Here is a 25,034-nt window from a genome sequence, read left to right on the forward strand (position 1 = left end):
GTTCTGGGGGCTGCCATGATCGCGGCGCTGTACGTTGCCGAGCGAGGGAGGGCCAGGGATCGATGGCTATCTACGAGCGTCCGGTTTGGGAGTTGCTGGAGGAATTCGCTCGACAGCGCTCGGAAATTTCCGGCTGGGGGATGTCAACGCGTGGTTTCAGACTCGCTATCCGGCTGTCCAGGAGAGCACACTGCGGGCGCACGTGCAGCGGATGACGGTGGGGACTGCCTCGGAAGGTCTCCCCAAGCTGTTCGTTCGGGTCGAGCATGGGCTCTATCGGTGGGCGGGCCTCGGTGAGGCGCCGGCACAGCCTGTCCCATCGTCGGCAACGCCTACGGTTCCCGCCCACGCGGACGTCGTATTGGTGACCTGTGTGAAGAAGAAGGGATCGGTCCCTGTGGCCGCCCGGGATCTCTACATCTCGGCGTTGTTCAAACGGCAACGGCTCTACGCCGAACGGGCAGCTGTGCCCTGGTTCATCCTCTCGGCGGAATACGGGCTGGTTCGGCCCGACGATTGGATCTCGCCGTACGAGCGTTATCTGCCGGATTGTTCGTCTGACTATCAGCGTGCATGGGCGGCCTGGGTGGCTGCGAGGCTCGAACTTCTGATGGGCGGCCTTCGGGGAACCCGGGTCGAGATCCATGCCTCGTCGCTGTATACCTCCTGCATCACACCTGAGCTGACGCGACTCGGTGCCTTTGTGAGCGCGCCACTGACAGGACTCTCGCAGGGACGGCGTCTGAGCTGGTACGACGACCACGCGGCGCCGCAACCGGGCGTACGGCCGAGAACGCTGTCCTCGACGAACCGTCGTTGTCGGCGTTAGCGACTGCGCTCGAGGCCAAGCTGAAGGATGCCGCATCGGCTCGACGACCAGCTGCCATCCGTGCGGCCGGCCGAACGGAGCTCTCCGCTCCCGGTATGTACAGCTGGTGGGTCGATGACGCCGGAGCCGACGATCTGTCGAACGGGTTGGGCCTGACGGCGCCGCCAGGTCTCATCTACGTGGGCCAGGCCGGTGCTACTCGCTGGCCCAGCGGCCGGCGCTCGATGAACACTCTGTGGTCCCGGTTGGTCGGGATGCACCTCGACGGATCCGCGGACTTCTCGACGTTCAGGCTGACTCTCGCTTCGATCCTGCGAGAGCCGCTGCGGCTGACTCACTTGGATGACTCATCGCTGACGACTTGGATGGAGGACCATCTCCAGGTCGCCACGGCTTCCGTTGACGACGGTGATCGCTTGATGGCGGTCGAGAGAGAGGTTCTCGCTCGTCTGGACCCACCACTCAATCTCGCTGGCAGACCCCCGACGCCACTGCGGCGGCAGCTATCGAAGCTGCGGAAGCAGGCGGGCCCTGAGCCTGTCGCTGACGGCTAGATCCATCGGGACGTCTCCCTTGCTATTGCGGAAGTTGATCTTCCGCGATTGGTGGGATGGTGGGGGGATGTTGGAGACGTCGGTTCGGTTGTTGCGGTTGTTGTCTTTGTTGCAGGTTCGGCGGGATTGGGCTGGGGCGGAGTTGGCGGGGCGGTTGGGGGTTTCTACTCGGACGTTGCGGGCTGATGTGGAGCGGTTGCGGGGGTTGGGGTATCCGGTTGAGGGGCGGCCGGGGGTGGCGGGTGGGTATCGGCTGGGGGCTGGTGGGGAGTTACCGCCGTTGTTGCTGGATGACGAGGAGGCGGTGGCTGTTGCGGTGGGGTTGCGGACCGCGGCGGCTGGGGGTGTGGCGGGGATTGAGGAGACGTCCGTGAGGGCGTTGGTGAAGTTGGAGCAGGTGTTGCCGTCGCGGTTGCGGCATCGGGTGCGGGCGGTTGCGGGGGCGACGGTTGCTGTGGGTGGAGGCGGGCCGCGGGTTGATGCTGAGGTGTTGACGGCGATCGCGTCGGCGATCCGGGATCGGGAGCAGGTGCGGTTCGACTGTGCCGGCGGGGCGGGCGGTGGGGTCTGGGGGACGGCGGAGGAAGGGGGTACTCCGCGCGCGGACGATGCCCACGACGGCGGGAGCGCGGGTGCTCGGGGCGACAGTGCGGCCGGCGTTCGGCGAGCGGGAGCGGCTGGCCCTCAGGATGCGAGTGCGGGGACGAGCGTTGGGTACGACAGTGGGAGCGCGGGTGCTCGGGATGCGAGTGCGGGGGCGAGCGTTGGGTACGACGGTGGGAGCGCGGGTGCTCGGGATGTGAGTGCGGCCGGCGTTCGGCGAGCGGGAGAGGCTGGCCCTCAGGATGCGAGTGCGGGGGCGAGCGTTGGGTACGACGGTGGGAGCGCGGGTGCTCGGGGTGAGAGTGCGGCCGGGGTTCGGCGAGTGGGGACGGCTGACCCTGAGGACGTGAGTGCGGCTGGCGTTCTGCGAACGGGGGAGGCTGGGCTTCAGGATGCGAGGGCGGCGGATGGTGCGGGGACGGGCGTTGGGCATGACGGTGGGGCGACGCGTCGCGGCGCTGGGGGTGGGGAAGGGGACACGCAGAACGACGTACGGTCGCCTCGGGTGGTGGAGCCGCATCGGTTGGTGGCTTGGGGGCGGCGGTGGTATTTGGTTGCTTGGGACAACGGGCGGGAGGGGTGGCGGACGTTTCGGGTGGATCGGCTCCGCCTGAAGACGCCTAACGGGCCGCGGTTTGTGCCACGCGAGTTGGACGAGGGAGACGTGGAGGAGTTCGTACGGCGGTCTGTGGGGGAGGCGTCGTGGCATTACCGGGCTCGGATCCGGGTGGCGGCGTCGAGTCTGTACGTGCGGAACCGGATGCCGATCCCGATCGAGCCCGAAGTGGTTGACGACAACACATGCATTGTCGAGATGGGTTCGGACGATCCGCATCAGTTGGCGTTGTGGTTGGGGTTGCTGGACGCGGACTTCGAAGTACTGGACGCGCCAGAGTTGGCCGAGGCGGTCCGCGCGGTCGGCGATCGGTACCACCGGGCGGCGCAGGCGTTCGGCTGACGCGTCAGTGGAGCTCGGGGCGAGCCTGGACCAGGAGGTGGCTGAGGTCGTAGCCGTCTTCGTCGGTGGCCACGGCGACCAAAGCGCGCCAGATGTCGACGGGGATGATGGCTGCTTCCGGCTCGCCTTCGTCGCCGAAGACGAAGGGCTCGGTGCTGCCGGCGCGGAAGAGGCTGAGGAGGTCTGGGAGGTACTTCGACGCCTCGGCGGTGGGCTGTACCCAGACGTGCGCGCCGTCGGGGAGGATGTGGGGCGCTTCGTTGAAAGGCATCGAAATCCTTCCGGTTGGGGGACGTCTTGATCAGGATAGGAGTCGTGAAGGATGCGACGCCGGAGTTATCCACAGGCCGGGGAATGGGGCCGGACGCAACCGTTGGAGGAGCTGGGATGGGCGAAGGGCGCTGGGTCGAGGTGCGGGTGTCGACTCATCACGGGGTAGATGAGAAGAAGTGCGTGAAAGCCCTCCAGCAGTTGCGCAAGGAACTCGCGGGGGAGGAGCTCCCGACGCAGGACGTCGTTGAGCCGTCAGATGGTTCGGTAGCGATCGCGGTGGCGTTGATGGGCGCGGGCGCAGAGCAGACCGTGGTCGCCTTGCTGGGGGACTGGATCCGTCGGCGGAAGCATCCGTGGACAGTGACCCTGACGCTGGAAGGCGATTCGATCGAGGTGGACCGCCCGACATTCGAGGAGCGCGAACGGGAACTCGCGGAGTTTCTCACCAGGCATTAGCCGAGCGATCGTTTGAACGTCCGACGCGACTGGAGCGAGTCGTTGTCGGCGTGGGTAGTGCGGCGTAGCGTCAATGAGGGGATGACGTACGGGGGTGGTTCGGGGTTCGAGGGGTCCGTTCGTGGCGGGGCCCGTGATAGGAAGCTCTGCCCGGACCTCCCTCCAGAAGGGTGGAGCCCAAAGGAGCCCGGAGCGCGATGAGCGCTCCGGGCTCCCCTTCGTATCTGCGTGGCCAGCGGATCGCAAGTGGATAGCTACGGACCGTTGCCGGATGAGCGCGGGCCGGGGATCATGTGGTCGGTGTCATGGGAGGGGTTGGTCGTGGGGGTGTGGGTGGTCGTCGCGGTAGTGGAGGACGATCCGGAGTTGGCGGATCGTGGGATCAGGCAGTTGCGGCGTGAGTTGGTCGAGCACGAGTTCGAGACGCGGGCCGTTCAGCAATCGGCGCCGGAGGGAAGCAAAGGAGACCCGGCCACGGTCGGAACGATCGCGGTGGCGCTGGGCGGTGCCGGCGGCGCGGTGTCGGTGCTGATGGCGGTTCTGAAGGACTGGCTCGGGCGCCGGAGCGGCTCGCAGGCGATCAAGCTGACCATCGGTGAGGACTCGATCGAGCTGGATCGGGCTACGGCCGGGGAGCGACAGCAGTTGATCGAGGCGTTCCTGCGCAAGCACGAATCGAGCTGACGTGGGGCGTCGGCGGGCGTTGTTGGTGGCCACCTACGACTACGCGGATACCGGGCTGAGACGACTGACCGCGCCGGCCCAGGATGCGGAGGCGCTGGCTGAGGTACTCGCGGATCCGGTGATCGCCGGGTTCGACGTACAGATGTTGATCAACGAACCCACGCACCGGGTGGGTGAGGAGATCGCCGCGTTCTATGCCGCCAGTGAGCGCGACGATCTGACGTTGCTGTACTTCAGTGGCCACGGTCTGAAGGACGACAACGGCCGGCTCTACCTGGCGATGTCCACGACCAGGCGCGACAACCTGCGGTTCAGCGCGCTCTCGGTGCAGTTGGTGGACGAGGCGTTGCAGGAGAGCCGGTCCCGGCAGAAGATCCTGATCCTGGACACCTGCTACAGCGGTGCGTACGCCGTTCAGCAGTACGCGAAGGCGGATGCGGCGATCCACACCGGCGAGGCACTGGGCGGCCGAGGCAGGACGGTGCTGACGGCAACGGATTCGACGCAGTACGCCTTCGAGGGCAGCACGATTCACGGCCAGGCATCGCAGTCGGTGTTCACACGGCACCTGGTCCAGGGTTTGCAGAGCGGGGCGGCTGACCTCGACGAAGACGGCGACATCACGGTCGACGAGTTGTACGACTATGTCTATCGCGCGGTCGTCGCCGAGCAGCCGAACCAGCGGCCGAGGCAGTTCGCCGAGGTCGAGGGTCGGACGGTGATCGCGGCCAATGCGCACTGGACCCTGCCCGAGCGGATCACGACGGCGCTCGACAGTCCACTGCCTGCCATCCGGCAGACCGCCATTGAGCCGCTCGGCCAGTTGCTCAGGGCAAGCAACGACCAGGTACGCCGGATCGCCGGAGGCCGGCTCGAGTACCTTCTCGACGACGACAGCCGGGCCGTCTCGGAGACTGCCCGAGCCGTCCTGGACGCACCCGCGAGCACGGGCAGGCCGGCGTCGCCGATGCCAGTACGACGTCCGACCGGGCCAACGTTCAGCGCCGCGGCCAAGGCTTCCGCCAGACGGTGGCGAAGCCGGCTCCGCCCACCCGATCTGCCGTGGCAGGTGTTCGTCTCGAGTTTGGTCGCGGCCGGCACCGCGATCGCGGCCGCAGCCGTGGACTTCAGCTGGTATCTCGTTGCCGTCAGCATCGTCATGTGTTGCGCGGTGGCACGCTCGGCCAAACCGGCCTTCGCCGCAGGGCTGACCGCTCCGGCTCTCTTCGGCGTCGTCCTTGCACTCGGCTGGCTCGTGCATTGGGTCCCGGGAACGCCCACCCACGAACCTGTGCCCGCCGCGATGATCGGCATCGCCCACGTCGCCTGGCTGACAGCCGGCATCGAAGGCGTGGTCCTCCTCCGCCGTACCGGCGACCTGACCGCACGTCGGCAGATCCTTCTGCTGGGTCTCGGAACAGTAGCGGCTGTACTGATCCTGGTGATCCTGCTGTACGACTACCGCCACTCGAGGATCCGGCCTCTGTACCCGGCGATTCTAAGCGTCCTCGCGGCTGTGCTCGCCATGGCCGGTCCACTGGTCCGGTCGCGGTCGAAGGACTTCGTCGGCGCATGGGTGCTCGGCGGCTTCGCTGCGTGGATCGGACTGCTCGAACGTCCCGGCAGGTTCACTTCCCCGGAGATCGTCGTCGGGGCCTTGTTCGTCGTCTGGCTGATCCTCGGGATCGCGGCGTACCGAAACAAGTCGGAGGGTACGCCGATCCGCCCGTGGGCGATCGCGGCCGCCTTGCTGGCCCCCGTCGTACTGGGTGGGGCGGTTGTGGTCGCGGTACCGCCAGGTCCGGTAGCGCCGGTGGCGCTCGGCCTCGTGGTCAGTCCGGACAACGACTACCTCTACGCCTCCGATATCGCCAACGACAGGATCGTGCGGATCAACACGACGACCCGAAAGCAGGTTGGCAAGTCGCTCGCGGTCGGGGACCAGCCGAGCCGGTTGGAGCTGTCGCCCGACGGCTCGAGGTTGTACGTCAGCAACTCCGGAGCGGGCTCGATCTCCGTGGTCGATGTCTCCGCCTGGAAGCTGATCGGTAGTCCGATCCTCGTCGCTCCCGGCCCGACCAGCCTCGCGCTGAACGCCGCGACCCATCGGCTCTACGTGCTCAGCCCGCAGGCCGAGACGATCACGGTTGTGGACACAGAGGCGATGGCGACGATCGGTGGTCCGCTGGCGAGCGGCCCGGCCCCATCGGATCTTGCCGTCGACGAGAACGGCGGCCGTCTGTATGTCGCCGCGAAGGACTCCGGGACTGTCGCGGTGATCGACACCAAGACGAGGCAGGCCGCACGAAGCCCGATCAAGGTGGGCGCAGAGCCCATCGACCTCGTGCCCGGCCCGAACGGATCCCTGTACGTCGTCTGCGGTTCGACGTACTCCGTGATCAATACCGCCGTGGAGATGTCGCGGCCGACGCCGTTCCCTGTGGAGGGTAGGTTGCGCACTGCCGGGGTGAGTGCGGACGGCGAACACCTCTACTTGCTCGGATCCGAGAACAACGAGGATGTCCTACGAGTCGTCGACGTCGGCAACCGGGAGGTCGTCTCGACGGTGCGGGCCGATCTGGACCTGGCGGTTTGGCTCGCGGTCAGTGGGGACGGTCAACGCATCTACGTGAGCCGGCTGTACCGGCCCGGCATCCTCGTCTTCGACACCGTCGGACCGAAGCACGTCGGCACCATCGAACTGAACTGATGAGCCGGCCCACCAGATGGTGAGCCGGCTCGGGTCGGGTCAGAGGTTGCGGAAGAAGGTGCGGAGGTCGTTGGTGACCTCGTCGGGGCACTCGAGGGTGGCGTAGTGGCCGCCTTTGTCGAACTTCGACCAGTGGACGATGTTGGTGTTGTCGCGATCGGCCAGCGGGCGGATGGTCTTGAAGTCGTCGGTGAAGACGGCGACGCCGGTGGGGGCGTGGTTGATCTGGGGTTCGGTACCGGCGTGCGCCTCTTCGTAGTGGTAGCGGCCGGCTGCGGCAGAGCTGTTGGTGAACCAGTACAGGGAGACCTCGGTCAGGATCTGGTCGCGGGAGACCAGGCTGGTGCCGTCGCCGAAGTTGTTGAAGAGTTCGTTCCAGGCGAGCTGCCCGACCGGTGAGTCGGAGATGCCGACGGCAACGGTCTGCGGCCGGGTCGCGTTGATCGCGTTGTACCCGCCGACCGACTGGAACCACTTCAGGTGCTCGAGCGCCGCGTAGTCCTCGGGCGTGAACTTCTCGAACTCCGCCGGGTCGCCGGACGGGAACGAGAACAGTTGCAGCACGTGCAGACCCAGGAAGCCCTCGGGGTTCAGTAGGCCGAGTTCGCGGGAGACCATCGCGCCGCCGTCGGAGCCATGAGTGCCGTACGACGAGTAGCCGAGCCGGCGCATCAAGGTGTCGTATGTGCGAGCGACCCGGGCCATCGTCCAGCCGCGGTCCACCAGCGGCGTACTGAAGCCGAAGCCCGGCATCGACGGTACGACGACGGAGAAGGCGTCGTCGGCGGATCCGCCGTACGCGACCGGATCGGTGAGCGGGCCGATCATGTCGAGGAAGTCGACGAACGACCCCGGGTAGGTGTGCAGCAACAGCAGCGGCGTTGCGCCCTCGACCTTGGACGGCACGTGGATGAAGTGGACGGTCTGGCCGTCGATCTCGGTCAGGTAGTGCGGGAAGGCGTTCATCCGCGCCTCCTGCTCGCGCCAGTCGAACCCTTGCTGCCAGTGGTCGACCATCTCGCGAAGGTAGTGGTTCGGGGTGCCGAGGTCCCAGTTGTCGCCGGGGGCCGGCTCGGGCAGCCGCGTCCGCGCGAGGCGGGCGAGCAGATCGTCCAGGTCAGCCTGGGCGATGTCGACGGTGAAGGGCCGGATGCTCTCGTTCGTGGTCATGGCTTCACCGTAGAATCCATATAGGAACATTACGTTCCTGTTTGTGCGATGATTTTCTGCATGCTCGAAACCTCGTCGCGGTTGCTGTCTCTGCTGGCGTTGCTGCAGGCCCGGCCGGCGTGGACCGGCACGGAGTTGGCCGAGCGGTTGGAGGTGACGACGCGGACGATCCGCAACGACATCGACCGGCTTCGCGAGCTCGGGTATCCGGTCGATGCGACGCGCGGTGCCGCTGGGCACTATCAATTGGGCGTTGGTGCCAAGCTGCCGCCGTTGCTGCTGGATGACGAGGAGGCGGTCGCGGTCGCTGTCGGGTTGCGGACGGGGGCTGGTGTTGCCGGGATGGCGGAGAGCAGTGCGCGGGCGTTGACGAAGCTCGAGCAGGTGCTGCCGCATCGGCTCCGGCGGCAGGTGAACGCGATCAGCAGCACGATGGAGAAGGGTCCGGATAACACCGGCTCCAACGTGGCGGATCCGGAGATCGATCCTGGGGTGCTGACGGCTATTGCGGCCTGCATTCGGGATGAGCATTATCTGCGCTTCGACTATGAGATCCCTGTGGATGTGCCGATTCGTGGTCCGGGGTCGGGGGTTGGGGGCGAGCTGCCGATTCTCGTTGAGCCCTATCGTTTGGTCAGCTGGCAGCGGTACTGGTACCTCGTCGCGCGGGATGAAGCCGACGTATGGCGGACTTACCGGGTCGACTGGATGTCGTTGCGGATGGCAACAGGCCGGCGATATGTGCCTCGGCCGATGCCGGGTGACGACTACACCGAGTTTGTACTGCGAGATGTTGCCACCACCGGGTGGAAGGTGCACGCGCGGATCACTGTCTTCGCTCCTGCGCAGGAGGTCTTGTCCCGGATCCATGCTGCCGTTGGGATTGTGGAGTCAGTGGACGACAACACCAGCGTCCTCGTCACCGGCGCCGAGACCCTGGAGATCGTTGCCGTCTACATCGGAATGCTCGGCCTCGACTTCCACGTCGACGGTCCGCCTGCCTTGATCGATCACTTGCGAACGATCGGCAATCGCTATCTGAACGCTGTTCGGTAGGGGCTCAGGGGTGGTCTGTGCCCAGGCCGGCGTTGCGGGCTTGGATTATGGCGGTGGAGCGGTCGGCTATGCCTAGTTTGGTGAAGATGGCGGAGACGTTGTTGGCGACTGTTTTGGGGGCGAGGTCCAGGCGGGTGGCGATGGCGGGGTTGGAGAGGCCGGCGGCGAGGAGGTTGAGGATCTCGCGTTCGCGGGTGGTGAGTTCGGGGAACGGGTCTGCCGTGGGTGGTGGGGCGGAGAAGAAGCCGAGGACTCGGCGGGCGATGCCGGGGCCGAAGATCGCCTCGCCGGCGGCGACGGCTCGGATTGCGCGGGCGATCTCTTCCTGTTCGGCGCCTTTGACCAGGTAGCCGCGGGCGCCGGCGCGCATCGCGGCGAAGACGGAGTCGTCGTCCTCGAACATTGTCAACACGAGTACGGCGACTTCCGGTGCGGAACGGACCAGCTCGCGGGTGGCGGCGAATCCGTCGAGGTCGGGCATCTGCAGGTCCAGTACGGCGACGTCCGGTCGGCTGGTGATGACCTCGCGCACTGCCTCCCGCCCGGTCTTGGCGACACCTACCACCTCGATGCCCGGCAAGGAGGTGAGCAAGGCGGCAAGCCCCGCGCGGACAACCGGATGGTCGTCAGCAAGCACAACGCGGATGATCTCGGCGCCAGGCGAAAGCTGGTCGGCGGGTGGCGTCATATCAGCTCCAGACGAAGGTCAGACCGGGGTGGCGGAACGGGATGGCGTCGGCTCCGGGCGAAGCCGGTCTCCGCCGCGGGATGTCCGAGCGGGTTCGCTGCAGGTGACGGCGAGGCGGGGCGTCATGTTGGGGTTAGGGGGAAGTGGGCTTGGACTTTGCCGCCGGTGGGGGTGGGGCCGGCTGCTACGTGGCCTCCTAGTTCGGTGGCTCGGTCGTGCATGGCTTGGAGGCCTACGCCTGGGCGCCAGGCGCCGTTGGGTGGGCCGTTGTCGGTGACTTCGACTTCGAGGTCGGGGCCGCAGCGTAGAGCTAGTACGGCGCTGGTCGCGTGCGAGTGTTTGACGACGTTGTTCAGCGCTTCGGTGGCGATCCGATAGGCGGCGACCTCCAGAGCCGCGGGCAGTGCGGGCAGGCCGTCGGCCGAAACCTCCACGTGGACGAACGCGCCGTCTGCGCGGAAGGACAACTGGTCGGCGCGTTGCCGTAGTGCTCCGACCAGGCCGAGTTCGTCCAGCGCGGGTGGTCGCAGATTGTCAACAAGCCTACGTACGTCAGCGATCGCGGTACGAGTATCGGCGCGCAGGGTGGCCAGGAGGTCCGCCGCCTTGACCGGATCAGCCGATACCAGGTTGGCGGCCGCGTCGGCAGTGAACGCCACACCGGTGAGCGTAGGGCCGAGGCCGTCATGCAGATCGCGGCGGATTCGCCGGCGCTCCTCTTCCCGTGCGGAGACCAGTTTCTCCCGGGAGGACTGCAGTTCCGTCGACAATCGGGTTGCATGCACGGCCGCGGCGAGCGGTACGGCGACCAGCGCGAGGACGTCGCGGTCCGTCGACGACACCGTGGATTCGCCGGACCGCAGGCCGACCTCGAGCGTCGCGACCACACGGCCGCCGTACTCGAGCTCCAGCGGTACGACGGTCTGCGGTGGTATGCCGTCCGTGGCAACAGTCGTGTTGTCGACAATCAGACCGACGTACGGGAAGCGGAGGGCGGAGCGAATGGCGGCGACGACGCCGGGGAGGCCGACGGACAGTTGTTCGCCGACCCGGGACGCGACGCGGGCGGGATCGCGGCGGTCGCCGTACAGGGCGCGGTCGACGAGACGCTGGAGGCGGGGAAGGATCGGCGCGAGGATCAGTGCGAGGAGCACGGTGATCGCGGCGGATCGGCCGACGTGGGACGAGATCAAGGTGCCGAGCAGCGCGGCCAGGGCGGAATAAGCGCCGATGGCAACCAAGGACAGCAGCGCCCAGGTCAGTGCGCGGGAGACGACGAGCCGGATGTCGAGCAGTTGGTACCGCACGATCGCGACCGCGACGGAGATCGGGATGAGCGGGATTGTCAACAATACGAAGATCGGCGTTCCGGCGACGAAGGACCACGGCGTGACGAAGAGGAGCGCGATGACGGAGGCCAGCAGCAGCCACAAGAGTTGCCGGCGGCCCATTTCGTCGGCGCGGCGGTAGCGGACGAAGAGACAGACGATGGCGAGCAGTATTGCCACCAGGTTGCGCAGTTCGGTCGCCGTCCACAGCGGCCCGAGGGCGTCGTACGACGGGATGGTCAGGTAACCGGTCGATACGCCGGGGGAGAGGGTGTCGCCGCTGCCGACCATCTCGAGAACGAACAGGGGTGCGGTGACAATGATGCCGATCGCGGCCCAACGCCACCGGGGCGAGAGCAGATGGCCGGTGGGGAACAGGAGCAGGGCAAGCGGGAGGAACAGGCCGATCGACCACGGCCACGCGGCCAGGGCGACGGTGACGGTCACGCGCTGAATCGCGCTGTCGTCCGGGAGGGCCACCGCGAGCGGTCCGCCGAATGCGGTGGTGGCGTGACCAATGCCGTCGGCGATGAAGAGCCAGCCGATCGGGTTCGACGGCCGGTGCCAGGCGATGACTGCGCCGCAGAGTCCGAAGGTCAGGCCCATCAGGCCGTTCGTCACCACGAAGGCGTCCACGGCCTCCGACCAGCTCAACCCGATCGCTACGGCGATCGCCACTCCGGCGACAACCTCGGCGACGGCGAACGCACCCAGACCGCCCGCGAGCAAGCGCCTCGACGTGGAGCTGGATGCGTTCATACCGGCAGTGTGCGCCCGGAGGTGTCCTGGCGTCTCGGGAACGCGATCCCGGATCGGCCGGGGAGCTGCCTGGACCGCTGGGAGCGCAACCCCAAGCGCAGCGCCAGGCCGGGGCGTGACGGTGGAGCGGTCAGAACCTGTTGAGGGGGTAGCGAGATGTCTGGAACGAACAAGGCCGGGCTGGTTGTGCTCGGGCTGCTGTCGGTGGTGGATCTGTTCACGCCGCTGCTGACCGATGGGGAGCACCCGCCGATGGAGATCGCGGTCGGTGCGGCCGTGGTCGGGCTGGTCAGTCTGGTGATGGTCGGCTTCGCCTGGCAGGGACAGCGGTGGGCGTTGGCTCCGCTGATCACACTGCGGATCGCGTCGGCGCTGTTCGCCGTACCGGCGTTCTTCGCGTCCGATGTCCCGGCGCCGGCCGTCGCCGCCGCGGGAATCGGTGTCGCACTGACGATCGTCGGTGTGATCGCGGTACTCCTGCCGTCGCGTGAGTTGGTCGGTGCGCGATGAGCCAGACGATGACACGTACGACGGGCACCGACGTACGCCCCGTCCAGCGATGGGTCGCGGCTCTGATCCTGCCGATCGGGCCGGCCGCGATCGCCCTGCTGCGGTACTTCCTGCCGTACGACACGGTGGACGACGTGTCGACGATCGTCACGAAGATTGTCGACAATCTTGATCGTAGTTCGATGGTGATCTGGCTCGGATTCATCGGGATCCTGACGCTGGTGCCGGGTGCCTACGCTGTCGGCCGGCTCACTCGCCGGGGGGCTCCGTGGCTGACCGCGATCGCGCTCTTCCTGGTCGTACCGGGGTATCTGTCGCTGCCGTGGACGGCGTCGAGCGATCTGTTCACCTGGTCGGCGGGGACGGCGGGGCTGGACGTCGCGTCGATCACCAAGGCGGTCGACGTCACGCACGGATCGATGAATCTGGCGGGTGCGATCTTCGTCTTGGGGCATGTCGTCGGGACGGTCGTGCTGGGGATCGCGATGTGGCGGTCGCGGATCGTGGCTCGGTGGGCGGCGGTGGCGGTGATGGTGTCGCAGCCGATCCACTTCATCGCGGCGATCATCGTGCCCAACCACACGCTGGATCTGTTCGGCTGGGGTCTGCAGGCAGCCGGGTTCGCCGCGGTGGGGTGGGCGATCCTTCGGATGACCAACGACGAATGGCAGCCGTTGCCCTGAAGGGCCGTGTCCTCAACGGCCTTCAGGGAAAGGGCTTCGGGGGCGGGCTCGTCCGGCGCTACTCTCGGCGTACTGAAGGGGGAGATCAGATGACTGAGACTCAGGTGCCGGACGAGCCCGTGGTCGACGCGACGCGGGGGAGCTTCAAGCTGACGCACGTCGCCGAGCAGAACATCGAGCGGCAGGCGTTCATCCTCGACGTGATGGCGTCGCGGCCGGCCGTGAAGACGCTGAAGACGTGGGCGCTCCGGAAGTTGGCGCCGGCGGTGGGGGAGACGGCGGTCGACGTTGGTTCGGGCACGGGTGAGGATGTGGTCGCCTTCGCGGAGTTGGTCGGACCGGACGGTCACGCGATCGGCGTCGAGCCAAGCCCCGGCCTCCGCACCGAGGCAACCCGGCGGTCGGCCGGTGTGCAGGTGGAGTACGTCGACGGTCATGCGGAGGCGCTGCCGTTCGGGGACGAGTCTGTGGATGTTCTCCGGTGTGAGCGCGTCCTGCAGCACGTCGACAATCCGACTGCAGTGGTAAAAGAGATGACGCGAGTACTCCGTCCCGGCGGCCGGATCGCGCTCATCGACACGGACTGGGCGACCGCGATCATCCACCCGGCCGATCCCGACGTACTGCAGCGAATGGTCGGCTACTTCCTGTCCGAGTCCGCGAACCCGTTCTCCGGAAGGCAACTCCGCGGCCTGCTGGCCGAAGCCGGCCTCGAGATCACCGGCGAGACCGCGTCCACCTGGATCGAAGCGCAGGAAGGCGCACGCCAAGGCTTCATCGCGATGATGCATCTGACCGCCGCCCAGGCCGGCGTCATCACGCCCGCCGAGGCAGATAACTTCGCCCAGGGCCTAGCCGAGGCAGCCGACCGAGGAGCCTTCCACATGTCCCTGACGATGTACGCCGTCAGCGCACTCAAACCCCGTGCTGTTTGAGGAAAGCGACCGTCCGGGCCATCGAGGTCGGCCAGGCCGGGCCGAAGGCGTGTTCCTCGCCGGGGTAGGTGTACATCGTGGCGTCCTTGCCGGCGGCCTTCAGCGCGGCGAGAGTCTCACGCGACCAAGAGATCGGGCAGGTCGAGTCCGATGTGCCGTGGTGGATCAGGACGGGTTCGGTGACCCGGCCGAAGAAGTTCACCGGTGACACGTTGCGCCAGAACGTCGGATTCCGGGCCGGCTCGCCGTACGTGCGCACGATGGCCGTGGCGACCGGCCGCTCATCCCGGGTCCAGCGATTGAAATTGTCGACAGTGTCGGAACTGACCGGCGCGAAGACAACGCCTGCCTTGACCAGCCCGGGTTGTGCGACGAGCACGTTGTAGGTGATCCCGCCGCCCATCGACCGGCCGAGCAGTCCGATTCGCTCCGGATCGACGTACTGCGAGGTCCGGAGCGCGAGGACCGCGTTGATCACATCCTCGGTGTAGCCCAGGCGCAGGTTGAGTTCGGCACGTGGGTCATCCGTCGACTGGGCGTGGTTGCGGTAGTCGGTGTGCAGTACGACGTACCCGCGGCGCGCGAGGTAGTCCTGCTCACGCATCAGGCCGCGGCCGTTGGTGTAGACGGCCGGGTCGATGTAGCCGTGGTTCAGGACGAGGGCAGGGTGTGGGCCGGGCGTCGTCGGCACGTTCATGATCCCGGAGATCGTCAGCCGGCCGCTGGAGTACGTCACGTGGTAGCGCGTGTAGGCGGGATTGCGCGCCAGTACGCGGACGAGGCGGAGGTTGCCTCCGTCGTACTTCTTCGCGATGAGCGACTGCAGTGAGACGGGATGCGGCGCGGTCGTCGGCGGAGGCGTTGGCGCTGGGGTGGAGCGAGTGGACGACGGAACAGCGGATGGCGTGGCCGAGGTCGAGGTGGCCGTGCTCGGAGTGGACGCAGGGGGTGCCGCGTTGTCGTCGCTGGTACACGCGACCGCGGCCGTCGTCACGAGTGCGGCGACTCCCGCCCACGCCATCCGCCGGTTCATGTCATCCAGTCTGCCGTCGTCCGCCGCGAATCCGGCGAAAGATCCGGCAACGATTGTCGGCGGGGTGTGTCCGGCCCGATCCGGCCTGTGATCAGCCGTAATTCAAGGCGAAGTACAGAATGCACGATTACTGCCGCGTACCGTGAATCGTTCGCGCTTTTCCGCGCGCCGTGGCAGCATTTTGGGCCGGACGGTCGATTGTTCAAGTTGGGGGACTTGAAATATGTCGCGAGCCAGACGGGCACTACACCGGGAACGGCGGCCGATGCTGCTGGTCGTCGTGGGGGTCATCGCTGCCGTCGTCATCGCAGCAGGCGTGGCCATTGCGCAACTCGGGTCGGGTGACGAGCCGACGGTTCAGCCTCCGCCCACTGCTGACCATTCCGCACACAATGCGAGCCATCCGGCGCCGACAGTGAGCGTGTCGAAGCCGGTGCGGAATGTCACCGGCGGAGCGCCCGCAGATGCTTGTACTGCGGAGATCCGGACGACTGAGGCGGTCGTTGCTGCCGCGCGGAAGGCGGCTGGGCATTGGCGCGAACACGTTCAGGCTCGGACCGATTTACTGAGTGGCAGGAATTCCGAAGAGGTGACTAAAGCGATCTGGAAGCGGACTCGGCTGGCCGGACCAGGAGATATCGCGGCGCTGAATGCTGCCGTGACCGCGCAGGCCAGGGCTGCGGGTGGGTGCGCGAAACTTACCGGGAGTACGGCTGCGGCCTGCAAGCAGCGGATGGTGGTCCTCAGCCGGGTCGCGACTGCCGATCGGGCGGCTGCCGCCGACTGGGCTCACCATCTGTCGATGATGGCTGCTCACGCGGCAGGCGACTTCGGTTCGGAGCACGCGCAGGAGCTGTGGGTCGCCGCCTGGTCCTCCGCTCCGAAGAACCTCAACGCAGCGACCCGAGCCAACGCCGACCTCGCCACGGCCCCAGTCTGCCGCCCAGCCTGAGCACGCGACCCTCGCCCGGACTGAGCGGAGGATTGGCGCCCAGCCTGATCAGCCGACCGGCTGGGCCACTGGACGATTAGTACGGCGGACAGGACCAGCGCGCCGCCGAGCCACTGGATCGGTGTAAGGACCTCGCCGAAGACCACGGCCGCCGCGATCACCGTTACGACCGGTTCGAGGATCGACAGGATCGAGGCGACCGACGGGCCGACCCGGCCCATTCCAGCGAAGAACAACAGGATCGCAGCGACCGTACTGACGAATGCCAGCGCGCCCAGCCACAACCACCCGGCCGGCGCGAAGCCGAGAGCGGTGCCGCCGCGCATGAGCCCGGTCAGCAGGAACGTGCCGAACGCCCCGCAGCAGACCAGCGCGGCAAGCGCGAGCGGGGAGATGTCGACCCGATCACCAACCAGGATGTAGCCGGTGTAGACAATCGCCGCACCCAACGCCAGCAGCGCGCCAACGATGTCGAACCGACCAGCCGCCGCCCCACTGAGCACCAACCCGATTCCGGCCAGCGCCAAGCCCAGCGCCCAGACCCGCCGCCGCGATGCCCGCTCTCGTCGCAGTACGACGGCGCCAGCCATGACCAGCACGGGGTAGACGTACAGGATCAGCGCCACCAGCGACGCGTCGATCCTGGCCAAAGCGGAGAAGTACAGACCGGCCTGCGCCGCATAGCCAAAGACACCCATGCCCAGACCGGCGAGCACAGCCCGGCGGGGGAGATTGCGAAGCGCGCCGCGGGCCAGCGCGATCGCAAGCAGCACCGCACCGGCGAGGCCGAAGCGGACGAGCAACAGCGCATCGACCGACACACCAGCGTCGTACGACAGCTTGCCGAACACGGCCATCGCCCCGAACCCGGCGGCGGACAGAAGACAGAAGAGGGCGCCCACGGCATCGATGGTCAGGCCAACCGATTGTTCACGTCCATCGCGGCTTCATGGACAGCATCGTGTAGCTATTCTGAACAGATGCTGGATCTGCATCGCCTCAGACTCCTGCGCGAAGTCCACGGCCGCGGCACCGTGCACGGCGCGGCCCGCGCCCTCGGCTACACGCCGAGCGCGATCTCGCAGCAGTTGTCCGTGCTGGAGCGGGAGGCCGGGACGCCGCTGCTCGAACGCATCGGGCGCAACGTCCGGCTGACTCCAGCCGGTCAGGTTCTGGTCCGGCATGCCGCCGCGCTGCTCGAGGGCGTGGAGGCGGCAGAGGCGGAGCTTGCCGCGGTCGCCGCGGGGCGGGTGGCTGGGGTGGTTCGCGTTGCGTCCTTCCAGTCCGCGTTCCTGCGCATCGTCGCCCCGGCCGTGCAGGCCCTGGCCGCCAGTCATCCCGAGATCCGCATCGAGGCGGCCGAGGCCGAAGTAGAGCAGGCCGCCCCGGCACTCAGGCTGCAGCAGTTGGACGTGGTGATCGGCGACGAGTACGACGGTCAGCCGCGGGCCATACATGCCGACCTGGTCCGCGAGCAGTTGCTGCGCGAAGAGATCCGCGTCGTGCTGCCCAAGGATCATCCCGAGGCTGCAGCCGACCGGGTGTCGATCGCACGGCTGGCCGACGTTCCGTGGGCGTCTTGTCAACCCGGCACCGGCCATCGCGAGATGCAGGTGCGGGTGTGTCGGGAGCTCGGCGGATTCGAACCAGATCTGCGCTACAGCTCCGACGACTTCCTGATCCTGCTCGAGCTGGTTCGTACGACGGGTGCCGGCGCGCTCCTCCCGGACCTGGTCCTGGGCCACGGCAAGCCGTCAGGAGTCGCCGTCAAGCTTCCGGCTGAGGGTTCCGTCGGCCGTGAGGTCTTCCTGCTGACGCGCCGTACCCAGACCCCCGCGGTCGCCGCCGTCGCGGACGCCCTCCGCAAAGCTGCCGGCGAAAGCCTTTAGATCCAAGCCAGGCTTGCGATCGTGTCGGTCGTCGGCTTGTACTCGCAGGCCGCGACGCCCTGATAGCCCGCGGCCTTCAACGCATCCAGCGTCTCGTCGATCGGCAGCGAACCTGAGCCCGGCTCGCCGCGCCCCGGACTGTCCGCCAGCTGTACGTGCGCGACGTCAACCGTCGACGCCGTCGCGACCAGATCGACCCCGTTGCTGCCCAGATGGAACGTGTCGAACAGCATCGACAGATTGTCGACATCCTGCAATCGACCGAGCACCGCGAGTACGTCGTCCGCGGTGCACAACGGATAGCGGCCGTTCAACCCCTTGGTGAGCGGGTCGATCAACACCGTGCCGCCGATCGCGGCTACCCCAGACGCCGCCGACCGGATCGCATCCGTCGCGCACAAGGCCTGCTCCGAAGGTGACCAGCGATCGTCGAGCTGGCCGTAGAGCAGGTTGAACAACCGGCACCCGGTCCGTTCGGCGATGGCCACCACAGCCCGGACGTTGGCCGCGAGTTGATCCTGCCGATCAGGGTGTGAGGCAACGCCGCGCTCCCCGCCAGGGATGTCGCCGCCGTAGAAGTTCAGCGCGCCCAGCGACACTCCTGCCACCTCAACGGTCCGCACGAAGGAGTCGATCTCGGCCACGGACGGATCGGGTGCGGCGAACGGCCACCACGACTCGACGACGCGGAATCCGGCTTGCGCGGCGGCGGCGTACCGGTCCGGATAGGGCAGCTCGGTGAAGAGCATCGAGACGTTCGCGCTCAGCTCGTGACCCCGGTAGTCCATGACGAAAAGGCTAACACCAGCTCTTGCCAGTCGTGCACTCTTGTCTGACAATCTTAGAACCCGACGACTCCGGAGGCGCGATGCACACCGAGCCCGAGCAGCAGGCCCCAGCCGCCGATTCCGATCCGGACTGGCCGTTGGCGGCCACGCGGTGGGCCCAGATCACGTTGGCCGAGGACGATCCCGCGCACTTCGACGCGGACTTCTGGTTGCAGTTGATGCGCGACAGCAAGTCGAACGCGACCTGCATCAGCGCCGGCGGGTACGTCGCCTACTACCCGACCCGGCTCGAGTACCACCACCGCAGCAAGTACCTCGGCGACACCGACCCGTTCGGCACGTTGGTCGAGGGCGCGCGCAGCCTCGGCATGAGCGTGATGGCCCGCGTCGACCCGCACGCGATCCACGCCGACGCGGCCGAGGCGCATCCGGAGTGGCTCGCTCGCGACCGTGACGGGAACCCGATCGAGCACTGGGCGTACCCCGGCATCTGGCTGACCTGCGGGTTCACGTCGTACCACCGGGAGTTCATCACCCAGGTGATCCGCGAGATCGTCCGCGACTACGGCGTCGACGCGGTCTTCGCGAACCGGTGGGAGGGGTACTACGGCATCTCCTACAGCGAGGCCGCGCGCAAGTCGTTCCGCGACGAGACCGGCCTCGAGTTGCCCGCCGCCGAGTACGCCGAGGGCTGGCCGGAGTACGTGGCCTGGCGCCACCGTCGACTCGGCGAACTCGTGGGCATCTGGGACCAGGCGGTCCGCGATCTCCGTCCGCACGCTCGCTTCGTCCCGAACCTGGGTGCACTCGCCGCGCGCGACCTGGCCCAAGATCTGGCCGAGCCACTCGCACCGCTGTTCATCATCGACAAACAAGGCCGGCATGGGATCGAGGCGCCCTGGGCCGCGGGCCGCAACGGCAAGCGCAACCGCGGCGTCTTCCCGGATCGGCCGGTTCGCCTGATCACCTCGGTCGGCCCGGAGCACCAGTACCGCTGGAAGGACTCGGTCGCGCCGGGCGAAGAGGTGAAGACGTGGATTGTTGACGGATTCGCCCACGGCGCGCTGCCCTGGTTCACCAAGTTCAACGCGAGCGTGCCGGACCACCGCTGGGTGCAGCCGATTGTCGACGCGTTCAATCTGCACGCGACCGTCGAGCCGGTACTGCGCGACCTGCGCATCACCGCCGAGGTGGCCCTGCTCGACCCGACCCGCACGGGCCAACTCCACGCCGGCGATCACGATCACGAGGACGGCTTCTACCACGCACTGGTCGAGGCACGGATCCCGTTCGAGTTCGTCTCGGACCAACTCCTGTCCGCTGAACGACTCAGCCCGTTCAAGCTCGTCGTACTCGCGAACGCGGAGCAACTCAGCGACGATCAGTGCGCAGTCCTGCGTGAGTACGTCGCCCAGGGCGGTTCACTCGTGGCGTCGTACCAGAGTTCTTTGTACGACGAACATGGGCACGCGCGGGCGGACTTCGGGCTCGGTGACGTGCTCGGGGTTCGGTTGAGCGAGTCGAGTCGTGCGGTGAAGAACAACTACATCGCGCTGATGGACGAGCATCCGCTGAACGCGGGCTTCGAGGGAACAACCCGCATCATTGGCGGCACCAACATCCTGGGCGTCGAACTCCGCGTCGAACTCCGGGCCGAATCCGCAGTTCGAGCCGACGGTGTCGAGGCGACCGGGGTCGTTCCGTGGAGGTTCATCCCCGACTTCCCCGACCTGCCGATGGAGGAGGTGTATCCGCGGGAGGCGCCGGACCGGCCCGCGGTGATCTGCACCGAGAACGCGAACGGCGGCCGGACGGTCTACTTCCCGTTCAACCTCGGCGCGATCTTCTGGGAGGCACTCCAGTCCGACCACGGCCGGCTGATTGCGAACGCGGCCAGTTGGGCTCTCGGCAAAGCACCGGAGGTGACCGTCGACGGCGCCGGCCTGGTCGACGTCGCGGTCCATCGCGGTGACACCGGCGTGGCCGTTGCCTTGGTCAACCTGACCAACCCGATGGCGATGCGTGGCCCGATCCGCGAGACCCTCCCGCTGCCACCCCAGCGCGTGTCGATCGCCGTACCCGATCGGCCGGTGAAGGCGTGGTTGCTGGTCGCCGGAGTGGATGTCGAGCCGACGGTCGTGGACGGACGCGCGGAGATCGTGATCCCGACCGCAGGTCTGCTCGAGGTCGTGCATGTGGATTGGGGCGACGCATGAGGATCGGCTTCATCGGTCTCGGCGTGATGGGTCGTCCGATGGTCGACAATCTGATTGTTGCCGGGCACGAACTGTCCGTTTACCGCGGCCGGACCGATGTCGAGGCGCACGTGTGCGCGTCGGGCAAGGAGGTCGCGAAGCGGTCCGAGGTCGTGATCCTGATGGTCCCGGACACACCGGATGTCGAGTCGGCGCTGTTCGCGCCGGGCGGCGTCGCCGAAGGGCTGCAGGCCGGCTCGCTGGTGATCGACATGAGTTCGATCTCGCCGACCGCGACCATCGGGTTCGCGCAGCTGATCGAGCGGTTGGGCTGCGACTACCTGGACGCGCCGGTCTCCGGCGGTGAGGTCGGAGCTCGGGGCGGGACGCTCACGATCATGGCCGGCGGACGCCCGGAGGTGTTCGAGCGGGCCCGGCCGATCTTCGACGTGCTCGGGAAGAACATCACGTTGATCGGCGGAGCCGGCGCCGGGCAGACGGCGAAGGTCGCCAACCAGATCATCGTTGGCCTCACCATCGAAGCGGTGGCCGAGGGCCTACTCTTCGCCCAGCGGGCCGGAGCGGATCCGGCCGTGGTCCGGCAGGCGTTGATGGGTGGGTTCGCGAGTTCACGGATCCTCGAGCTCCATGGCGAGCGGATGGTGCAGGAGACCTTCGAGCCCGGGTTCCGGATCCGTTTGCACCGCAAGGATCTCGGGCTCGCCGTCCAGACCGCCGCCGAGCTCGATCTGGCCCTGCCCAACACCGCCGCGACCCAGCAGTTGATGAACGCCGCGATCGCTGACGGCGACGGCGATCTCGACCACTCCGCGCTGTACCGCACGCTGCGCCGGGGGCCGGCATGAGGCTCTGGTGGCAGGACCCGTTCCGGATGTTCCAGACCAACCTGCGCGAGATCGACGCCGGGCTCGACGTCGAGAAGGTGCTCGACTACCTGGAGGAGTTCGGCGCCGATACGTGGTTGCTGAGCGTCGGCGGGATCCTGTCGAACTACCCGACCGACCTCGACTTCCAGACCCGCAACCCGCACCTGGCCGAACGTCCGTCCGGCGACCTGGTCGGCGACGCGGTGAAGGCGGCTGCGCGGCGCGGGATCCGGGTGATGGGCCGGATGGACTTCTCCAAGATCGACCACCGCCGGGCCGAGGCTCACCCGGACTGGTGCTTCGTCGGACCGCACGGCGCGCGCCAGGTCTACAACGGCCTGACCAGCGTCTGCCCGAGCGGCGACTACTACCAGGTGAAGCTGTTCGAGGTCCTCGACGAGGTCCTCGATCGCTACCCGCTCGACGGCTTCTTCTGCAACTGGATGTCGTTCAACGAGGTCGACTACAGCCGCGTGGACCACGGCGTCTGCCACTGCGTCTCCTGCCAGGAGCGGTACGACGGTCCGCTGCCGGACGGGCGGAATTCACCGGGCTATGAGGAATGGCGACTGTTCTCGAAGACAGTTCTCGCCGACCTGACGCAGCGGATCCGGGATCACCTCGCGGCACGCCGGCCCGAGGCGCCGCTCGTGCTCGGCGACCAGGCCGACATCGTGTTCCACGAGGCGAACAACGCCGTCGGCCGTCCGCTGTGGCACCACCGCACCAGCGAGGCCGTCAGTGCCGCAAAGACCTACCGGCCGACGGTCCCGGTGCTGACGAACTCGGTCGGGTTCGTGGACATGCCGTACCGGATGGCGAGCGAGGACCCGCAGCACTTCGCGCAGTACTTGCTTCAGGCAATCGCTCGCGGCGCGAACCCGTCGACGTACATCATGGGGACGCCGTCGGACAATCCGTACGCGTGCCTGCAGGTCGCGGGGGACTTGACCAGGTTCCATCGCGATCATCAGGAGGTCTATCGCGATCTGGTGCCGGCGGCCGAAGCCGTGCTGGTCAGGCCGAAGGAAGGCTCGTTGCCGGAGTTCCAGGGTCTCTATCTGTCCTTGCTCCAGCGGCATGTCCCGTTCGATGTGCTGCCGCAGGAGCGGCTCCACGATGTCGACCTGGGCCGCTATCGGATGGTCGTGCTTCCCGATCTCGGACCGGTTGATCTCGGGAGCTATGCCGGCGGGATCGTGGCCACGGGTGCCACCGAGGTGGCGCGACTGCCCGTACGACGGCTGGCTGGTTACGAGACGGAAGAGGACACACGCTCGCTGCATCTCGAGGGCGGGGTGCCGGTATTCGGCGCGTTTCAGGTCGTGGAGCCGCCAACTGATGCAGCAACAGGATTGCGCGCGTTGTCGAGGGCGCCGTACGGGCCGCCGGAGAAATGTCACGGGCACGCGCAGCTCGAGCATCCGGGGGTCGTCAGGCTGGGAAACACAGTGTTGTTTCCGTGGACCATCGGGCGCTCGTACCGCGAGGTCGGGCTGGGTGTGCATCGGGATCTCTTTGTCGACGAGGTGATCACGGCCGGAGGGACGTCAATGGAGACGGACCTGCCGGAGCAGATCGAGATCGTGCTGGGCCGGTCCGCGGCCGGGACGGTCGTGCATCTGCTGAACAGATCGGGGGATACCGACCAGCGGTTCGCTCCGCCCGTCCCCGTCGGTCCGGCGCGGCTACGGCTGCCGGACGGCGTGCGGGAAGTCGAAGCGCTGCGATCCCGTGAGCACCTGCCGGTGACCGACGGCTGGGTGCAGCTACCAGAGATCGGCTTGTTCGAAGTACTGATCTGGGTGTGAGGAGAGCGAGATGGATCGTCGAGGATTTCTCAAGCTGTCACTGGCCACAGGACTCTCGGCGGCCGCGGTGGCCGGGTGTAGTGGTGGTAGTGGTGGGCCGTCGGGTGACGGCGGGAACGTGACGCTGCGCTATGCGTGGTGGGGCAACAACATCCGGCAGCAGAACTACACCAAGGCGCTGAAGCAGTTCAGTACGGCGAACCCGTCGATCGCGATCGAGCCGGAGTTCGCGGAGTACACCGCGTTCCAGGAGCGGATGACGACCCAGATCGCGGCGCGCGACGTACCGGACATCTTCTGGATCGCGTCGCCGCAGGTGATGACGTACCACAAGAGCAAGCTGTACCGGAAGCTGGACGACATCCCGACGCTGAAGTGGGATGACTACAGCAAGGAGGACCAGGAGACGTTCAAGCTCGCCGGCGAGCTGAACACGTTGCCGTTCGCAATCTTCACGCCGGTGATCCGCTACAACGAGACCGTCACCAAGGCCGACGGGGTCACGATCCCGGCCGAGGGACCGGGCTGGACCTGGGACCGCCTGGCCGAGCTCCTGGTTGCCTACAGCAAGAACAACCCCGGCAAGCGGAAGGGTACGCCGTACGCACCGGACCACGACCTGACCTTCGAGGCGTGGCTGCGGCAGCGGGGTGAGCAGCTGTGGACCCAGGACGGGCAGGCCGGGTTCACCGTCGACGGACTGGCGAGCTGGCTCGATTGGTGGGAGAAGCTGCGCAAGGCCGGCGGCGCGCTCTCGCTCAGCGAGCAGGAGGGGATGGGCCCGGACTGGGCGCAGGTGGGGAAGAAGGTCCTGGTGAACTTCGGCAACTCCAACCACATCATCGACGACGCGAAGATGTTCCCGAAGGAGAAGTTCCGGTTGCGGGGCGGCCCCGATCGCACCGACCGCGGAGGCCGGGCACAAGTACCTGTACTTCCCGCGGATGGCGATCTACCAGCGGATCGACGACGGCAACCTCGAGGCGGCCGGCAAGGTCCTCGACTACAACGTCAACAATCCGGAGATGCTGAAGACCGTCCGGCTGACGATGGGCGCGCCGACGAACCCGAAGGTGGCCGAGCAGGCGAAGGCGTTCGCCAGCCCGGACGAGAAGGAGATGCTCGCGGTCGTCGAGAAGGAGCGAGCCGCCGAGCGCAAGCCGCGGTACGAGGCACCGCCCGGATCGAGCACCTGGCGGACGACGATGACGCGGATCTGCGAGGAGATCGCGCTCGGCAAGACGAGCGTCCCGGACGGCGCGAAGAAGTTGCTCGATGACGTG

Annotated in this window: 23 protein-coding genes and 1 pseudogene; 17 read left to right on the top strand and 7 right to left on the bottom strand. The window is 67.3% G+C overall.

The features are described 5' to 3' along the window. The first annotated feature begins 85 nt into the window (after positions 1 to 85). From E0H73_RS46695 to E0H73_RS47580, 5 genes and pseudogenes are all read left to right on the top strand, one after another. Positions 86 to 829, top strand: a complete 744-nt coding sequence (locus tag E0H73_RS46695; protein WP_420323444.1) for a DUF6884 domain-containing protein — start codon at positions 86 to 88, stop codon at positions 827 to 829. Between the two features lie 95 nt (positions 830 to 924). Next, the gene (locus E0H73_RS48475) at positions 925 to 1,383 is read left to right on the top strand and encodes a GIY-YIG nuclease family protein (protein WP_420323445.1); all 459 of its coding nucleotides are present in this window, start codon (positions 925 to 927) and stop codon (positions 1,381 to 1,383) included. A gap of 67 nt (positions 1,384 to 1,450) precedes the next feature. Continuing rightward, a pseudogene (locus E0H73_RS36600) lies at positions 1,451 to 1,924 on the top strand (helix-turn-helix transcriptional regulator); the annotation flags it as partial. 67 nt (positions 1,925 to 1,991) lie between these two features. Further along, positions 1,992 to 2,186 carry a hypothetical protein gene (locus E0H73_RS46175; protein ID WP_165555958.1) on the top strand — a complete coding sequence of 65 codons (195 nt, stop codon included), beginning with the start codon at positions 1,992 to 1,994 and terminating at the stop codon, positions 2,184 to 2,186. Between the two features lie 464 nt (positions 2,187 to 2,650). Then, complete coding sequence (locus E0H73_RS47580; protein WP_475009309.1) at positions 2,651 to 2,944, top strand: WCX domain-containing protein; 294 nt, start codon at positions 2,651 to 2,653, stop codon at positions 2,942 to 2,944. Positions 2,945 to 2,948: 4 nt separating this feature from the next. Here E0H73_RS47580 and E0H73_RS36610 read toward each other — a convergent pair whose 3' ends face one another. Next, positions 2,949 to 3,215: a hypothetical protein gene (locus E0H73_RS36610; RefSeq protein ID WP_131364301.1), complete on the bottom strand. Its 267-nt coding sequence runs from the start codon at positions 3,213 to 3,215 to the stop codon at positions 2,949 to 2,951. A 116-nt stretch (positions 3,216 to 3,331) separates the two neighbouring features. On the opposite strand from E0H73_RS36610, the gene E0H73_RS36615 reads away from it, so the two are divergent. The 3 genes from E0H73_RS36615 to E0H73_RS36625 all read left to right on the top strand — a co-directional run bounded on the left by E0H73_RS36615 (position 3,332) and on the right by E0H73_RS36625 (position 7,067). Then, positions 3,332 to 3,673 carry an effector-associated constant component EACC1 gene (locus tag E0H73_RS36615; protein WP_131364303.1) on the top strand — a complete coding sequence of 114 codons (342 nt, stop codon included), beginning with the start codon at positions 3,332 to 3,334 and terminating at the stop codon, positions 3,671 to 3,673. A 246-nt stretch (positions 3,674 to 3,919) separates the two neighbouring features. Further along, positions 3,920 to 4,357 (top strand): effector-associated constant component EACC1, encoded by a 438-nt coding sequence (locus E0H73_RS36620; protein WP_165555961.1) that lies wholly within the window; start codon positions 3,920 to 3,922, stop codon positions 4,355 to 4,357. Between the two features lies 1 nt (position 4,358). After that, positions 4,359 to 7,067 carry a caspase, EACC1-associated type gene (locus E0H73_RS36625; RefSeq protein WP_131364306.1) on the top strand — a complete coding sequence of 903 codons (2,709 nt, stop codon included), beginning with the start codon at positions 4,359 to 4,361 and terminating at the stop codon, positions 7,065 to 7,067. A gap of 39 nt (positions 7,068 to 7,106) precedes the next feature. On the opposite strand, the gene E0H73_RS36630 is transcribed toward E0H73_RS36625, so the two are convergent. After that, a complete protein-coding gene (locus E0H73_RS36630; RefSeq protein WP_131364308.1) occupies positions 7,107 to 8,237 on the bottom strand; it encodes an epoxide hydrolase family protein in 1,131 nt (376 codons plus the stop codon). A 60-nt stretch (positions 8,238 to 8,297) separates the two neighbouring features. On the opposite strand from E0H73_RS36630, the gene E0H73_RS36635 reads away from it, so the two are divergent. Further along, positions 8,298 to 9,293, top strand: coding sequence for a helix-turn-helix transcriptional regulator (locus E0H73_RS36635; protein ID WP_131364310.1), 996 nt, complete (start codon positions 8,298 to 8,300; stop codon positions 9,291 to 9,293). Positions 9,294 to 9,297: 4 nt separating this feature from the next. On the opposite strand, the gene E0H73_RS36640 is transcribed toward E0H73_RS36635, so the two are convergent. Further along, the gene (locus tag E0H73_RS36640; protein WP_131364312.1) at positions 9,298 to 9,981 is read right to left on the bottom strand and encodes a response regulator transcription factor; all 684 of its coding nucleotides are present in this window, start codon (positions 9,979 to 9,981) and stop codon (positions 9,298 to 9,300) included. A gap of 122 nt (positions 9,982 to 10,103) precedes the next feature. Further along, a complete protein-coding gene (locus E0H73_RS36645) occupies positions 10,104 to 12,068 on the bottom strand; it encodes a sensor histidine kinase (protein ID WP_131364314.1) in 1,965 nt (654 codons plus the stop codon). A 156-nt stretch (positions 12,069 to 12,224) separates the two neighbouring features. Between E0H73_RS36645 and E0H73_RS36650 the strand changes: the two genes are divergently transcribed. The 3 genes from E0H73_RS36650 to E0H73_RS36660 all read left to right on the top strand — a co-directional run bounded on the left by E0H73_RS36650 (position 12,225) and on the right by E0H73_RS36660 (position 14,196). Then, complete coding sequence (locus tag E0H73_RS36650; protein ID WP_131364316.1) at positions 12,225 to 12,578, top strand: hypothetical protein; 354 nt, start codon at positions 12,225 to 12,227, stop codon at positions 12,576 to 12,578. A gap of 8 nt (positions 12,579 to 12,586) precedes the next feature. Further along, the gene (locus tag E0H73_RS36655) at positions 12,587 to 13,261 is read left to right on the top strand and encodes a hypothetical protein (protein WP_131364318.1); all 675 of its coding nucleotides are present in this window, start codon (positions 12,587 to 12,589) and stop codon (positions 13,259 to 13,261) included. A gap of 89 nt (positions 13,262 to 13,350) precedes the next feature. Further along, entirely contained in the window at positions 13,351 to 14,196 is an 846-nt protein-coding gene (locus E0H73_RS36660; protein ID WP_165555962.1) for a methyltransferase domain-containing protein, read from the top strand. Here the strand turns inward: E0H73_RS36660 and E0H73_RS36665 are convergent. Both E0H73_RS36665 and E0H73_RS36670 read right to left on the bottom strand, forming a co-directional pair. After that, on the bottom strand, positions 14,177 to 15,229 hold the full coding sequence (locus tag E0H73_RS36665; protein WP_238164507.1) for an alpha/beta hydrolase family protein: 1,053 nt from the start codon (positions 15,227 to 15,229) through the stop codon (positions 14,177 to 14,179). The genes E0H73_RS36660 and E0H73_RS36665 overlap by 20 nt on opposite strands. Positions 15,230 to 16,042: 813 nt before the next feature. Beyond that, complete coding sequence (locus E0H73_RS36670) at positions 16,043 to 17,083, bottom strand: DMT family transporter (protein ID WP_131364322.1); 1,041 nt, start codon at positions 17,081 to 17,083, stop codon at positions 16,043 to 16,045. Between the two features lie 78 nt (positions 17,084 to 17,161). Between E0H73_RS36670 and E0H73_RS36675 the strand changes: the two genes are divergently transcribed. Then, on the top strand, positions 17,162 to 18,070 hold the full coding sequence (locus tag E0H73_RS36675; RefSeq protein ID WP_131364324.1) for a LysR family transcriptional regulator: 909 nt from the start codon (positions 17,162 to 17,164) through the stop codon (positions 18,068 to 18,070). Here the strand turns inward: E0H73_RS36675 and E0H73_RS36680 are convergent. Continuing rightward, positions 18,067 to 18,858, bottom strand: a complete 792-nt coding sequence (locus E0H73_RS36680; RefSeq protein ID WP_131364326.1) for a hydroxypyruvate isomerase family protein — start codon at positions 18,856 to 18,858, stop codon at positions 18,067 to 18,069. The two genes, E0H73_RS36675 and E0H73_RS36680, sit on opposite strands and share 4 nt — an antisense overlap. 80 nt (positions 18,859 to 18,938) lie before the next feature. On the opposite strand from E0H73_RS36680, the gene E0H73_RS36685 reads away from it, so the two are divergent. From E0H73_RS36685 to E0H73_RS36700, 4 genes are read left to right on the top strand one after another with little or no spacing between them, the layout of a single operon-like run. Next, the gene (locus E0H73_RS36685) at positions 18,939 to 21,074 is read left to right on the top strand and encodes an alpha-amylase family protein (protein WP_131364328.1); all 2,136 of its coding nucleotides are present in this window, start codon (positions 18,939 to 18,941) and stop codon (positions 21,072 to 21,074) included. Beyond that, entirely contained in the window at positions 21,071 to 21,919 is an 849-nt protein-coding gene (locus tag E0H73_RS36690) for a 2-hydroxy-3-oxopropionate reductase (RefSeq protein WP_131364330.1), read from the top strand. The genes E0H73_RS36685 and E0H73_RS36690 overlap by 4 nt, the downstream gene beginning before the upstream one ends. Next, positions 21,916 to 23,751, top strand: coding sequence for an alpha-amylase family protein (locus E0H73_RS36695; protein ID WP_131364332.1), 1,836 nt, complete (start codon positions 21,916 to 21,918; stop codon positions 23,749 to 23,751). Before E0H73_RS36690 ends, E0H73_RS36695 begins: the two co-directional genes overlap by 4 nt. Positions 23,752 to 23,761: 10 nt before the next feature. Beyond that, positions 23,762 to 25,030, top strand: coding sequence for an ABC transporter substrate-binding protein (locus E0H73_RS36700; protein WP_202867733.1), 1,269 nt, complete (start codon positions 23,762 to 23,764; stop codon positions 25,028 to 25,030). Positions 25,031 to 25,034: the final 4 nt, after the last annotated feature.

It is taken from the genome of Kribbella pittospori (genome assembly GCF_004331465.1).
In the GTDB taxonomy this organism is placed as follows: domain Bacteria; phylum Actinomycetota; class Actinomycetes; order Propionibacteriales; family Kribbellaceae; genus Kribbella; species Kribbella pittospori.

Bases quoted from the DNA above. Each gene is read 5' to 3' on its own strand.
- E0H73_RS48475 (WP_420323445.1), top strand. From the start codon at position 925: ATGTACAGCTGGTGGGTCGATGACGCCGGAGCCGACGATCTGTCGAAC.
- E0H73_RS46175 (WP_165555958.1), top strand. From the start codon at position 1,992: ATGCCCACGACGGCGGGAGCGCGGGTGCTCGGGGCGACAGTGCGGCCG.
- E0H73_RS36610 (WP_131364301.1), bottom strand. From the start codon at position 3,215: ATGCCTTTCAACGAAGCGCCCCACATCCTCCCCGACGGCGCGCACGTC.
- E0H73_RS36615 (WP_131364303.1), top strand. From the start codon at position 3,332: ATGGGCGAAGGGCGCTGGGTCGAGGTGCGGGTGTCGACTCATCACGGG.
- E0H73_RS36630 (WP_131364308.1), bottom strand. From the start codon at position 8,237: ATGACCACGAACGAGAGCATCCGGCCCTTCACCGTCGACATCGCCCAG.
- E0H73_RS36635 (WP_131364310.1), top strand. From the start codon at position 8,298: ATGCTCGAAACCTCGTCGCGGTTGCTGTCTCTGCTGGCGTTGCTGCAG.
- E0H73_RS36640 (WP_131364312.1), bottom strand. From the start codon at position 9,981: ATGACGCCACCCGCCGACCAGCTTTCGCCTGGCGCCGAGATCATCCGC.
- E0H73_RS36645 (WP_131364314.1), bottom strand. From the start codon at position 12,068: ATGAACGCATCCAGCTCCACGTCGAGGCGCTTGCTCGCGGGCGGTCTG.
- E0H73_RS36650 (WP_131364316.1), top strand. From the start codon at position 12,225: ATGTCTGGAACGAACAAGGCCGGGCTGGTTGTGCTCGGGCTGCTGTCG.
- E0H73_RS36655 (WP_131364318.1), top strand. From the start codon at position 12,587: ATGACACGTACGACGGGCACCGACGTACGCCCCGTCCAGCGATGGGTC.
- E0H73_RS36660 (WP_165555962.1), top strand. From the start codon at position 13,351: ATGACTGAGACTCAGGTGCCGGACGAGCCCGTGGTCGACGCGACGCGG.
- E0H73_RS36665 (WP_238164507.1), bottom strand. From the start codon at position 15,229: ATGAACCGGCGGATGGCGTGGGCGGGAGTCGCCGCACTCGTGACGACG.
- E0H73_RS36675 (WP_131364324.1), top strand. From the start codon at position 17,162: ATGCTGGATCTGCATCGCCTCAGACTCCTGCGCGAAGTCCACGGCCGC.
- E0H73_RS36680 (WP_131364326.1), bottom strand. From the start codon at position 18,858: ATGGACTACCGGGGTCACGAGCTGAGCGCGAACGTCTCGATGCTCTTC.
- E0H73_RS36685 (WP_131364328.1), top strand. From the start codon at position 18,939: ATGCACACCGAGCCCGAGCAGCAGGCCCCAGCCGCCGATTCCGATCCG.
- E0H73_RS36690 (WP_131364330.1), top strand. From the start codon at position 21,071: ATGAGGATCGGCTTCATCGGTCTCGGCGTGATGGGTCGTCCGATGGTC.
- E0H73_RS36695 (WP_131364332.1), top strand. From the start codon at position 21,916: ATGAGGCTCTGGTGGCAGGACCCGTTCCGGATGTTCCAGACCAACCTG.
- E0H73_RS36700 (WP_202867733.1), top strand. From the start codon at position 23,762: ATGGATCGTCGAGGATTTCTCAAGCTGTCACTGGCCACAGGACTCTCG.